Source organism: Pseudomonas sp. AE27 (assembly GCF_037113495.1).
Lineage (GTDB): Bacteria > Pseudomonadota > Gammaproteobacteria > Pseudomonadales > Pseudomonadaceae > Aquipseudomonas > Aquipseudomonas palmensis.
Map to the genome: position 1 here is coordinate 3,853,897 of NZ_CP146966.1, position 11,485 is coordinate 3,865,381.

Annotated in this window: 11 protein-coding genes; 4 read left to right on the forward strand and 7 right to left on the reverse strand. The window is 65.2% G+C overall.

The annotated features are described in order from the left end of the window. Positions 1–11 precede the first annotated feature (11 nt). Positions 12–1,328: a PAS domain-containing methyl-accepting chemotaxis protein gene (locus tag V9K84_RS17735; RefSeq protein WP_088515279.1), complete on the reverse strand. Its 1,317-nt coding sequence runs from the start codon at positions 1,326–1,328 to the stop codon at positions 12–14. 175 nt (positions 1,329–1,503) lie between these two features. On the opposite strand from V9K84_RS17735, the gene V9K84_RS17740 reads away from it, so the two are divergent. Further along, a complete protein-coding gene (locus tag V9K84_RS17740) occupies positions 1,504–2,724 on the forward strand; it encodes a glycosyltransferase family 1 protein (protein ID WP_043864375.1) in 1,221 nt (406 codons plus the stop codon). Here the strand turns inward: V9K84_RS17740 and V9K84_RS17745 are convergent. From V9K84_RS17745 to V9K84_RS17755, 3 genes are all read right to left on the reverse strand, one after another. After that, positions 2,693–3,796, reverse strand: coding sequence for an NADH:flavin oxidoreductase (locus V9K84_RS17745; protein WP_088515278.1), 1,104 nt, complete (start codon positions 3,794–3,796; stop codon positions 2,693–2,695). The two genes, V9K84_RS17740 and V9K84_RS17745, sit on opposite strands and share 32 nt — an antisense overlap. A gap of 166 nt (positions 3,797–3,962) precedes the next feature. Beyond that, positions 3,963–4,445 (reverse strand): glutathione peroxidase, encoded by a 483-nt coding sequence (locus tag V9K84_RS17750; RefSeq protein WP_043864373.1) that lies wholly within the window; start codon positions 4,443–4,445, stop codon positions 3,963–3,965. Between the two features lie 164 nt (positions 4,446–4,609). After that, positions 4,610–5,095: a peptidylprolyl isomerase gene (locus V9K84_RS17755; protein ID WP_043864372.1), complete on the reverse strand. Its 486-nt coding sequence runs from the start codon at positions 5,093–5,095 to the stop codon at positions 4,610–4,612. Here V9K84_RS17755 and V9K84_RS17760 point away from each other — a divergent pair. Genes V9K84_RS17760 through V9K84_RS17770 form a run of 3 tightly spaced genes read left to right on the forward strand, consistent with a single transcriptional unit; the run spans position 5,094 to position 8,428 of the window. Beyond that, the gene (locus tag V9K84_RS17760) at positions 5,094–5,402 is read left to right on the forward strand and encodes a DUF3565 domain-containing protein (RefSeq protein WP_043864371.1); all 309 of its coding nucleotides are present in this window, start codon (positions 5,094–5,096) and stop codon (positions 5,400–5,402) included. The genes V9K84_RS17755 and V9K84_RS17760 overlap by 2 nt on opposite strands. 33 nt (positions 5,403–5,435) lie before the next feature. Further along, complete coding sequence (pta, locus tag V9K84_RS17765) at positions 5,436–7,532, forward strand: phosphate acetyltransferase (protein WP_043864370.1); 2,097 nt, start codon at positions 5,436–5,438, stop codon at positions 7,530–7,532. A 2-nt stretch (positions 7,533–7,534) separates the two neighbouring features. After that, on the forward strand, positions 7,535–8,428 hold the full coding sequence (locus V9K84_RS17770) for an acyltransferase (protein WP_088515277.1): 894 nt from the start codon (positions 7,535–7,537) through the stop codon (positions 8,426–8,428). A 74-nt stretch (positions 8,429–8,502) separates the two neighbouring features. Here the strand turns inward: V9K84_RS17770 and V9K84_RS17775 are convergent, their stop codons facing one another. The 3 genes from V9K84_RS17775 to V9K84_RS17785 all read right to left on the reverse strand — a co-directional run bounded on the left by V9K84_RS17775 (position 8,503) and on the right by V9K84_RS17785 (position 11,481). Further along, positions 8,503–9,195, reverse strand: a complete 693-nt coding sequence (locus tag V9K84_RS17775) for an OmpA family protein (RefSeq protein ID WP_043864368.1) — start codon at positions 9,193–9,195, stop codon at positions 8,503–8,505. A 193-nt stretch (positions 9,196–9,388) separates the two neighbouring features. Then, complete coding sequence (locus tag V9K84_RS17780; protein WP_054916224.1) at positions 9,389–9,895, reverse strand: GNAT family N-acetyltransferase; 507 nt, start codon at positions 9,893–9,895, stop codon at positions 9,389–9,391. 278 nt (positions 9,896–10,173) lie between these two features. Beyond that, positions 10,174–11,481, reverse strand: a complete 1,308-nt coding sequence (locus tag V9K84_RS17785; RefSeq protein ID WP_088515276.1) for a carbohydrate porin — start codon at positions 11,479–11,481, stop codon at positions 10,174–10,176. Positions 11,482–11,485: the final 4 nt, after the last annotated feature.

Consider the following 11,485-nt stretch of genomic DNA (forward strand, 5'->3'; position numbering starts at 1 on the left):
CCACCGCGCCGTCAGGGCGCCAGCTGGTTGGAGAACTGGCCGACCGCGTCCACCACCTTCTGCGCCCCGTCCTGAATCTCGACGATCACCGTGCCGGTCTGCCCGGCCAGCGACAGGCCCTCTTCGGCCTGGCGCTTGCTGTTGTCGATGATGTCGACCGCCGCCTTGGCCAACTGGGCGTTCTGCTGCACCACCCGGGCGATTTCCTCGGTGGCGCTGCTGGTGCGCGAGGCCAGTTGCCGCACCTCGTCGGCCACCACCGCAAAACCCCGGCCCTGCTCGCCGGCACGCGCGGCTTCGATGGCCGCATTGAGCGCCAGCAGGTTGGTCTGCCCGGCAATGTCGCTGATGGTCTTGATGATCGAACCGATCACCTGGGACTGCTTGTCCAGCGCCTCGATGCCGTCGGCGGCCTGCTGCATGTACGTCTCCAGGCCGCGCATGACCTCGACCGTCTGAGTCACCACCTCGGTGGCGCGACGTGCACTGGAGTCGGTGTCCAGGGACGTGGTGTAGGCGATGTCGGCGGCGTGGGCCACCGCCGCTTCCTGGTTGACCTGGTCGGTGATCACGGTGGCGAACTTGACCACCTTGTACAGCACGTCATGGGCGTCGATGATCGGGTTGTACGACGCCTCCAGCCAGACCACGCGGCCATGGGCATCGATGCGCTTGAAGCGCTCGGCCACGAACTCGCCACGGCGCAGTTTTTCCCAGAACTGCTGGTAATGCGCCGAGTTGTACTCTTCCGGCTCGCAGAACATGCGGTGGTGCTTGCCGCGCACCTGTTCCAGGGAATAGCCCATGGTCTTGAGGAAGCGGTCGTTGGCAGCCAGCACCTCGCCATTGAGGTTGAACTCGATCACTGCCGTGGAGCGCATCAGGGCCTTGATCAGGCTCTCGTGCTCGCGTGACGTCTCGATGGTGCGGGTCAGGTCGCTGGAGTGCAGGGTGAAGTAGCGCAGGCGCCCATCGCTGCCCTTGACCGGCTGCAGGATCGAGCGCAGCCAGGCTTCCTCGCCGCTGCCGCGCAGCAGGCGAAACGCGCCGTTGAGGTGCTCGCCGCGATTGATCGCCTGCTTCATGCGCTGGTAGAAATCCAGCGGCTTCACATGCGCCGGCACGATCTCTTCGATGTTGCGGCCCAGCAGCTGCTGGCTGCTGTAGCGCATCTCTTTCTCGAAGTTGCCGTTGACCGCTTCGATGCGGCCCTGGGGGTCCAGTTGCAGCACCAGCATCTCGCTGTCCAGGCTGCACTTGACCTGCTCCATGGTCATCAGCTCTTCGCGCAGCCTGGCATTTTCTTGTTTCAGTTTGCTGTTGAACATCACCGCTCCTGGAGCGAAAGTCTCATTCGAATGCAACTTCATCGGCTGGCGATGCGGCATTCTTGAGGCGCTGGCCAAGCTTATTTTCACAGCGCAAAAGCGCCAATGATCGGGCGTCATGTATCCGTCATTTTGCTGTCATCCGGGCGCAATCGGCACCTCGGAAAATCCTCCCATGACCAGTCCCGCCGCCCTGCACATAACCCTTGTCAGCGAAACCTTCCCACCCGAAATCAATGGCGTGGCCAACACCCTTGGCCGCCTGCACGAAGGCCTGCGCCTGCGCGGCCACCGGGTGGAGCTGGTGCGCCCGCGCCAGGCCGGCGATGCCGCCGGCCCTGCGCAGGCCGACCTGCTGTTGTGCCGTGGCTGGCCCCTGCCCGGCTACCCCGGCCTGCAGTGGGGACAGGTGTCGATGCACAAGCTGCTGCGCCGCTGGCGCCGCGACCGCCCGGACGTGCTGTACATCGCCACCGAGGGGCCACTGGGCCTGAGTGCACTGCGGGCGGCGCGGCGCCTGGGCATCGCGGTGGTCAGCGGCTTTCACACCAACTTCCAGCAGTACTCCGGCCAGTACGGCTTCGGCCTGCTCACGCGGCTGGTCACCCGTTACCTGCGCGGCTTCCACCATCGCTGCCACAGCACCCTGGTGCCCAGCGTCAGCCAGCGCCTGGAGCTGCAGCGGCGCGGCTTCGAACGCCTGACCCTGCTGTCGCGCGGGGTCGACAGCAGCCTGTTCAACCCGGCCCGGCGCCGCCAGAGCTTGCGCGACCAGTGGGGCCTTGGGCCCGACGACATCGCCCTGCTGCATGTGGGGCGCCTGGCCACCGAGAAGAACCTGGGCCTGCTCGGCCAGTGCCTGGACGCCCTGCGCAAGGCCTACCCCCTGCGCAACCTGCGCCTGATCGTGGTGGGGGACGGCCCGCAGCGCGGCGCACTCGAGCAGCAGTTGCCAGGTGCAGTGTTCTGCGGGGTACAGCGCGGCGAATGCCTGGCCGAACACTACGCCTCGGGGGATATCTTCCTGTTCCCGAGCCTGACCGAAACCTTCGGCAACGTGGTGCTGGAGGCGCTGGCCTCCGGCCTTGGGGTGGTGGCCTACGACGAGGCCGCAGCAGCCCAGCACATTCGTCATGGGCACAGTGGCGCACTGGCCATGCCGGGGGATGCAGAGGCCTTCATCGATGCCGCCAGCTGGCTGCTGGAAGACAGCGAGACCTTGCGCCGGGTGCGCCTCAATGCCCGCCAGCATGCCAGCCGCCAGGGCTGGCCGGCCATCGTCGAACAGTTCGAGGCGCACCTGCGCGGCGCCTGCGAACAGGCACCGGCACCGTCTCAGCGCCGCGTCGATGCGGCGCTGCTGGTCAAGCCAGGCTCGTCAGCGCCTCGCGGCTGAACGGCAGGATGTCCTGCTCGCGCCCCTCACGCACCTTGGCCGCCCACTGGGCATCCACCAGCAAGGCACGCCCTACGGCCACAAGGTCGAACTCCTGGTCGCCCAGGCGCTGCAGCAGTTTCTCCAGGCTGGCCGGTTGCGCCACCTTGTCGGTGTCGACCATGAACTGCAGAAACTCCCCATCCAGGCCCACGCTGCCCACGGTGATGGTGGGCTTGCCGGTGAGCAGGCGGGTCCAGCCAGCCAGGTTCAGGTCCGAGCCTTCGAACTCAGGCTCCCAGAAGCGACGCGTGGAGCAGTGGAAGATATCCACGCCGGCGTCGGCCAGCGGGCGCAGGAACTCGCCCAGCGCCTCGGCGTTGTCGACCAGGCGGGCGCTGTAGTCCTGCTGCTTCCATTGCGAGAAGCGCAGGATGATCGGAAAGTCCGGGCCTACGGCGGCGCGTACCGCCTGCACCAGCTCGATGGCAAAGCGCGAGCGGCCGGCCAGGTCGCCGCCGTACTCATCGCTGCGCTGGTTGCTCGCAGCCCAGAAGAACTGGTCGATCAGGTAGCCGTGTGCGCCGTGGATCTCGACGCCATCCATGCCGATGGCCTTGGCATCGCGGGCAGCCTGGGCGAACGCCTCGATCACGTCGCGGATGTCGGCATGACTCATGCCGTGCACCACCACCTGGCCATCCTTGAGTTTTTCGCTGGGGCCGTAACCCGGCACGCTGGCGTCCGGCTCGGTACCCAGGCGGCGCACGCTGCCCACGTGCCACAGTTGCGGCACGATCCTGCCGCCTTCGGCGTGTACGGCATCGACGACCTTCTTCCAGCCCGCCAGGGCATCTTCACCATGAAAGCGCGGCACGTTGGGGTAACCGTTGGCGGCCGGGTGGTCGACGGTAGTGCCTTCGGTGATGATCAGGCCGACATCGGCAGCGGCGCGACGGCGGTAATACTCGACCACCTGCGCATGAGGCACACCGCCGGGGCAGAAGGTTCGGGTCATCGGTGCCATGACCACACGGGTCGGCAGCTCGAGGGCGCCCAGCTTGAAGGGGGTGAACAGGGCTTGAGCAGGCATTCGGCGCTCCTGGGAAAGGGGTGGCGCCTGAGCATAGGGCGGGATTGTCGCTGACCCCAGTACTATTGATAGCGGTGATCGGGGTGGATTTTTCGCCGGCAAGGCCGGCTCCTGCATACGACGGTGCATCCATTGCAGGAGCCGGCCTTGCCGGCGAAGGGGCACGTCAGGCCAAGGCTTTCTCGATAGCCTGCACCACCGTGGCATCATCCGGCGCAGTACGCGGCGCAAAGCGCGCCAGCACTCGGCCGTCCTTGCCTACCAGAAACTTCTCGAAGTTCCAGGTGATATCCCCCGGGAACTCGGCGCCTTCACCGGCCAGCAGGCGGTACAGCTGATGCCGCTCCGGGCCGTTGACCTCCAGCTTGCTGCCCAGCGGGAAGCTCACCCCGTAGTTCAGGCTGCAGAACTGGGCGATCTCCTGCTCGCTGCCCGGCTCCTGCCCGGCAAACTGGTTGCACGGCAGGCCCAGCACGCTGAAGCCCTTGTCCTTGTAATGCTGGTAGAGATTCTCCAGCGCCGCATATTGCGGGGTCAGGCCACATTTGGAGGCGACATTGACCACCAGCACCACCTGCCCCTTGAACGGCGCCAATGGCAACTCCTGGCCATCCAGCGCCTGCAATTTCAGGTCGTGAAATGCACTCATGACGTACTCCCCTTTCCAGTTCCCGGCCAGTTACCGGCATCGGTCCCGGCTGGCGCAACAAATGCTGCCCACTAAAAAAGCGCCCGGCCAAGCCGTCTGCCTCCTGGGAGAACACGACAGACTTGCCCGGGCGCCTTAGCGACCTTCTGAGCTTAGCGCAGAAATCAGTGCTGATGGCCACCTTCGCCATGCACGTGACCATGGGCGATTTCTTCTTCGCTGGCATCACGCACGGCAACGACCTTGACCTTGAAGTTCAGGCGCTGGCCAGCCAGTGGGTGGTTGCCGTCGACGGTCACGTCGTCGCCGTCCAGGTCACGGATGGTCACGATCTGCATCTGGCCATCAGGGGCGGACGCGTGGAACTGCATGCCCACTTCCAGCTCGTCGACACCTTCGAACATGCTGCGGTTCAGGGTGCTGACCAGTTCGGCCAGGTATTCGCCGTAGGCGTCTTCCGGCTCGATGGCAACGTCCAGCTCGGCGCCGGTATCCTTGCCTTCCAGGGCTTTTTCCAGGCCCGGAATGATGTTGCCTGCACCGTGCAGGTAAACCAGCGGCGCGCCGCCGTTGGAGCTATCGATGACCTCACCAGCGTCGTTGGTCAGGGTATAGTCGATGGAGACAGCCTTGTTGGCGGCGATCGGCATGGGGCGAGACCTTTTGCATAAGAATGTAGAACGAACAAGTGTAACCAACGCATCGCCTGAAAGCGAACGCAACCCGGACAAACGGGAAGCCGCTTTTCCCAGCCGGGTGCTGGGTTTTCATCAGGACGAGCATGGCCACTGGGTGGTCGAACTGTCGTGCGGGCATACCCAGCACCTGCGCCACGAACCGCCGTGGCAGTCGCGTGGCTGGGTGCTGGACGCAGACCTGCGCCAGCAACGAATCGGCCAGCCATTTGCCTGCGGCTGGTGCGCTCAGGGGGTCGATAGCGCTACCCTTGGCAATTGATTCTTTTGCAACAGCTCACTTCGAGAAGCTCGCATGCAGACATTTTTCATCGCGCCGACCGACTTTGGTGTCGGCCTGACCTCCATCAGCCTGGGCCTGGTGCGCACCCTGGAACGCGCCGGACTCAAGGTCGGCTTCTTCAAGCCGATCGCCCAGCCCCACCCCGGCGACACCGGCCCGGAACGCTCCACCGAACTGGTCGCCCGCACCCACGGCCTCAAGCCGCCGCAACCGCTGAGCCTGGCGCATGTGGAACGCATGCTCGGCGATGGCCAGCTGGACGAACTGCTCGAAGAGATCATCACCCTGTACCAGCAGGCCTGCATCGGCAAGGACGTGCTGGTGGTCGAGGGCATGGTGCCGACCCGCCATGCCAGCTACGCCGCACGGGTCAACCTGCACCTGGCCAAGAGCCTGGACGCCGAGGTGATCCTGGTGTCGGCGCCGGAAAACGACGTGCTGGCCGAGCTGTCGGGCCGTGTCGAGCTGCAGGCCCAGCTGTTCGGCGGCCCGCGCGACCCCAAGGTGCTGGGCGTGATCCTCAACAAGGTGCGCAGCGACGAACCGATGGACACCTTCGCCAGCCGCCTGCAGGAGCATTCGCCCCTGCTGCGCAGCGGCGAGTTCCGCCTGCTGGGCTGCATCCCGTTCCAGGCCGGGCTCAACGACCCGCGCACCCGCGACGTGGCCGAGCTGCTCGGTGCCCAGGTACTCAACGCCGGCGACTACGAAACCCGGCGCATGAACAAGATCATCATCTGCGCCCGCACCGTGGCCAACACCGTGCCGCTGCTCAAGCCCGGCACGCTGGTGGTGACCCCGGGTGATCGCGACGACATCATCCTGGCCGTCAGCCTGGCGGCGATCAACGGTGTGCCACTGGCCGGCCTGCTGCTGACCAGCGACAGCAAGCCCGACCCGCGCATCCTCGAACTGTGCCAGGGCGCCCTGCTGGCCGGCCTGCCGGTGCTGTCGGTGAGTACCGGCTCCTACGACACCGCCAACCAGCTGAACCAGTTGAACAAGGAAATCCCGGTGGACGACCGCGAGCGCGCGGAGATCATCACCGACTTCGTGGCCAGCCACCTGGACGCCGACTGGCTCAACCAGCGCTGCGGCACCCCGCGCGAGATGCGCCTGTCGCCTGCGGTGTTCCGCTACCAGCTGATCCAGCGTGCCCAGCAGGCCAACAAGCGCATCGTGCTGCCCGAAGGCGCCGAGCCGATGACCGTGCAGGCCGCCGCCATCTGCCAGGCCCGCGGCATCGCCCGCTGCGTGCTGCTGGCCAGGCCCGAGGACGTACAGGCAGTGGCCCGCGCCCAGGGCATCAGCCTGCCCGAGGGGCTGGAGATTCTGGACCCGGACCTGATTCGCGAGCGCTACGTCGAGCCTATGGTCAGCCTGCGCAAGAGCAAGAGCCTGAACGCGCCGATGGCCGAGCAGCAGCTAGAAGACCCGGTGGTGATCGGCACCATGATGCTGGCCCTGGACGAGGTCGACGGCCTGGTCTCGGGCCTGGTGCACTCCACCGCCAACACCATCCGCCCGGCCCTGCAACTGATCAAGACCGCCCCCGGCTGCAGCCTGGTGTCGTCGGTGTTCTTCATGCTGTTCCCCGAGCAGGTGCTGGTGTATGGCGACTGCGTGATGAACCCGCACCCCACTGCCGGCGAGCTGGCCGAAATTGCCCTGCAAAGCGCCGATTCGGCCGAAGCCTTCGGCATTACCCCGCGGGTGGCGATGATAAGCTATTCCAGTGGCGATTCGGCCAGCGGCGAAGAGGTCGAGAAGGTGCGCGAGGCCACCCTGCTGGCCCAGGAAACCCAGCGTGGCCTGCAGATCGATGGGCCGTTGCAGTACGACGCCGCCGCCAACCAGGACATCGCCCGCCAGCTGGCGCCCAACAGCAAGGTGGCCGGACGCGCAACGGTGTTCGTGTTCCCCGACCTGAACACCGGCAACACCACCCACAAGGCCGTGCAGCGCAGCGCCGATTGCGTGAGCCTGGGGCCGATGCTGCAGGGCCTGCGCAAGCCGGTCAACGACCTGCCGCGTGGCGCCCAGGTCGACGACATCGTCTACACCATTGCCCTGACCGCGATTCAGGCCAACCGCTCGCTGGATAACTGACCATGCTCGCTTTTCTGCCCGCGCCCGTGCGCGGAGTCATCGGCTCGCTGCTGCTGGCCGCCAACACCATCCTGTGCTGCACACCGCTGTTCATCGTCAGCCTGTTCAAGCTGTGCCTGCCCTTTGCCGCCGCGCAGCGCGTCACCGACGAACTGATGCGGCACATCCACGAAGCCTGGATCAGCAACAACAAGGGCTGGATGAACCTGGTCGGGCGCACCCGCTGGGACATCGAGGGGCTGGCCGGGCTGGACTACCAGCACAGCTACCTGGTGACCAGCAACCACCAGAGCTGGGTGGACATCATGGTGCTGCAATACGTGCTCAACCGGCGTATCCGACCGCTCAAGTTCTTCCTCAAGCAGGTGCTGATCTGGGTGCCGGTGATCGGCCTGGCCTGGTGGGCGCTGGGCTTTCCGTTCATGAAGCGCTACAGCAAGGCCTATCTGGCCAAACACCCAGAAAAACAGGGCAAGGACCTGCAGACCACACGCCGTACCTGCGCCAGGTTCCGTGGCAAGCCCACGGCGATCTTCAACTTTGCCGAAGGCACGCGTTTCACCCCCGCCAAGCATGCCGAACAGGGTTCGCCGTTCCGGCACCTGCTCAAACCCAAGGCGGGCGGCATTGCCTTCGTGCTGGATGCGATGGGCGAGCAACTGGAGTCGATCATCAACGTGACGATCCATTACCCGCAGGGCACACCGGGCTTCTGGGACCTGCTGTGCGGGCGGGTGGCGCGGGTGGAGGTGACGTTCGAGGCGCTGGCGATTCCCAAGGAATTCCTGGGACGCAGCTACGACCAGGATGAAGCCTACAGGCTGGCGTTCCAGCAGTGGATCAACCGGTTGTGGGAAGAGAAGGATGCACGGCTGGAGCGGATGCGCCAGCAGTGAGTCCTTCGCCGGCAAGGCCGGCTCCTACAACGGCGTGAGTCCCCTGTAGGAGCCAGCATTGCTGGCGAAAAGGTTTACTGGTACTGCTGCCCAGGAATCGGCTTGAGGTTCACCTCCACCCGACGGTTCTGCGCACGCCCGTTGGCATCGGCGTTGCTCGCGATCGGCTGGTCCGGGCCCAGGCCACGCGCACTCACGCGCGAAGGGTCGACGCCCTGGGAGGTCAGGTAGGTGCTCACGGCCTGTGCACGACGCTGCGACAGGTCCATGTTGTGCTGGCGACTGCCGGTGCTGTCGGTGAAACCGACCACTTCGATGGTGTTCTGGTTGAACTGCTTGAACGAGTTGGCCAGGTTGTTCAGCGGCGCGTAGAAGCTTGGTGCAATGCTCGCCGAGTCGGTGGCGAAGGTGATGTTGCCCGGCATGATCAGCTTGATCTGGTCGCCTTGACGCTGCACTTCGACACCGGTGTTGGCCATGCTCTCGCGCAGTGCCGCTTCCTGGCGGTCGGCGTAGTAGCCGTAGCCGGCGGCGGCGGCGCCCACCGCGGCGGCGCCGATCAACGCACCCTTGCCACGGTTGTTGTGGTCGATGGCGGCACCGGCAACGGCACCGGCCAATGCGCCCAGGCCGCCGTACTTGGCGGTCTTGCTCATCCCGGTGGAGCCTTGCGCCTGGCCCTGGTTGTCATAGGGGTTCTGACTGGCGCAGCCAGTCATCAGGGCAGCAGCAGTAGCGACGATAATCAGACGACGCATGGTGAACATGGACAAGCTCCTACAGAATTCGTGTATGCAGCGGACCGACGGCGGTTCCCTGCCAGGCTTGGAACGCGAGCTGCGATAAAAATTCCCTCGGGACAAACTGTAGTTCATTGCAGAAGCCCTGGTTTTTGCAATGCGCACCCTTGCTGGCCAAAGGCACCAGGCACCACCGTGTCGGACCAGGCTATCAGCGGCCTCAGTGCATGACCGCCCGCGTAATCAAAAAGCTCAGCAACTCGCCCTCGTCATCCAGTTCGATGGCCTGCACCGGCCGTGGCAGGTTGTCGAGCACGCTGCGCCAGAACGCCTGTGAGGTTTCATCCTGGTCATAGAAGCGCACCAGCCAGTCCCCTTCCCCACTCATCAGCACCTGGGTAGCCAATGCCTGGCCGATGCCCTTGCGCCGGTAGCGCTTGAGAATGAACAGGTCGGCCAGCTCCTGTGCGTCCAGCCCTGCCAGTTCGCTGCGCTCGACCAGCAGGAAGCCGGCGATGTAGCCATCGACCAGAATCAGGTTGGCGCTCCACTGCGGCTCCTGCCAGTAGCGGGCCAGGTGCTCGTCGTGGATGTAGAAACGGCCGTCCACCTCGACGTCTTCCTGCTCCCAGTCCGAGGACTCGTAGGCATAGAACTGGTAGAGGTTGCGAATCAGCTCGATGTGTTCAGGGCCGGTCGGGATCAGTTCGACGGTGAGTTCACTCATGGCTACGGCAGGGGCTCGATGAAAAAGAGCGCGCAGTCAGCCACGATTCGCGTCACAACTCAACCCATTCGCCCTGCGAGTAGACGCTGAACCGGTTCGACTCGGGAAGGACAACAGAGCGAGGGCCAGCAGTGCAGTGCGAAGCATGAAGGCGAGGCCATCCTGGGCGATCTGGGCGCGGGATGATGTCATGCACCCCTCTTCGCCAGCAAGGCTGGCTCCTACAGTCCTGTGCAGGGGTCAGCCTCCCGGCGAACAAGCGCATCGCGCTCACTCCATCAGAACTGCACCTTCACCTGTACGCCGGCCAGCAACGCGTCCTGGGTGTCCTTGCCGGAAAATGCACCCGGCTCCATCACGTACTGCACGCTCGGGCGCACCGTCAGCCAGCGGGTTACCTGGGCGGTGTAGCTCAGTTCCACCAACTGCTCGCCCATGTCCAGGTTGCTGACACTCTGCGCCTGGGCCAGGTCGCCACCGCGCTCCAGGTTGGCGATCTGGACATCGCGGCTGCGCGAGTTGAACACCGCACGGCCGTACGCCAACCCCACGTTGTCATGCTCGCGCGAAGCGAACGGTCGGCTCAGCACCGCTCCGGCCGCGTACCAGTGCGAGAACGGCGAAGTGGCCGTGTCGGTGTCGGTGGCCTGCGCGAACAGGCGTACGCTGCGCCCCCGGGTCGAATCCGAACGCCATACCATCTGATCGACCAGGACATAGGCACCGTGACGCCCCGCCGCCTTGCTGTCGGGCTGGCCGATGCGCGCAGTGTCGGAGGTGTCGTAATACCAGCCGAACTTGTACTGCCCATCATAGGTAGCCAGGTTGTTGTAGATCAGCTCCACCGGCAGGATGGCCCCGGTGGTGCCGCTGGAGGTCAGGTCGAAGGCCTTGGACGAGGCGCTGTTGGTCTCGGGGTTCACGTTGAACCAGGCGGTCTGCACCGTCCACTCGGGGCTGATGCGGTATTTCAGCTCCATGCCCCAGTGCGCCGTGGGGTAGTTGCCCCAGCCACTGCCACCGGACATGCTCAGCGGGTGCGCGCAGAAACCTGCGTTGACGAAGTTGGTGAGGATGCCCATGCCGCCGAAGTCATTGCCCATGGCCATCCAGCCGAGCTTGACGTTCAGGTCGTCGGTGAACAGGCTGCGCGCATAGCTCAGTTCGCTCAGGCGCGTGTACAGCCCGCCGTAGATCTCCTGCACCGGCAGCCGGTTGCCCACCAGGTCTTGCGAGGCGCTGTTGCCGCGCCGGTCATTGATCGTCAGCTGGACCGTGCCTGCATCCGCCTCGCCCAGCAATGTCTCGAGGTCGAAGGTGGCGCCCAGGCGGACCTGCTGCGCATAGCGCGCACCGTGCTTGAGGCCACCGCTGACCAAGCCCATGGTTTCCGACACATATTCGCCGGTGAGCTTGACGCCGCTCGCCTCCAGGCGTGAGCGGCTGCCGCCCCAGTCGCCGCTCAGGGTCGGGCTGTCGACAAGGTTGTCGAATGCATCGGCCTGCACCGCACACGCCAGCAGGCTGGAAGAAAGGCCCACGGCAAACGCGAGGGGGCTGAACGGAAAACGCGAAAAGAGGCTCAAACGG

Excerpts from the sequence above, each read along its gene's own strand:
- V9K84_RS17735 (WP_088515279.1), bottom strand. The coding sequence starts at position 1,328 with ATGTTCAACAGCAAACTGAAACAAGAAAATGCCAGGCTGCGCGAAGAG.
- V9K84_RS17740 (WP_043864375.1), top strand. The coding sequence starts at position 1,504 with ATGACCAGTCCCGCCGCCCTGCACATAACCCTTGTCAGCGAAACCTTC.
- V9K84_RS17745 (WP_088515278.1), bottom strand. The coding sequence starts at position 3,796 with ATGCCTGCTCAAGCCCTGTTCACCCCCTTCAAGCTGGGCGCCCTCGAG.
- V9K84_RS17750 (WP_043864373.1), bottom strand. The coding sequence starts at position 4,445 with ATGAGTGCATTTCACGACCTGAAATTGCAGGCGCTGGATGGCCAGGAG.
- V9K84_RS17760 (WP_043864371.1), top strand. The coding sequence starts at position 5,094 with ATGGGGCGAGACCTTTTGCATAAGAATGTAGAACGAACAAGTGTAACC.
- V9K84_RS17755 (WP_043864372.1), bottom strand. The coding sequence starts at position 5,095 with ATGCCGATCGCCGCCAACAAGGCTGTCTCCATCGACTATACCCTGACC.
- pta (WP_043864370.1), top strand. The coding sequence starts at position 5,436 with ATGCAGACATTTTTCATCGCGCCGACCGACTTTGGTGTCGGCCTGACC.
- V9K84_RS17770 (WP_088515277.1), top strand. The coding sequence starts at position 7,535 with ATGCTCGCTTTTCTGCCCGCGCCCGTGCGCGGAGTCATCGGCTCGCTG.
- V9K84_RS17775 (WP_043864368.1), bottom strand. The coding sequence starts at position 9,195 with ATGTTCACCATGCGTCGTCTGATTATCGTCGCTACTGCTGCTGCCCTG.
- V9K84_RS17780 (WP_054916224.1), bottom strand. The coding sequence starts at position 9,895 with ATGAGTGAACTCACCGTCGAACTGATCCCGACCGGCCCTGAACACATC.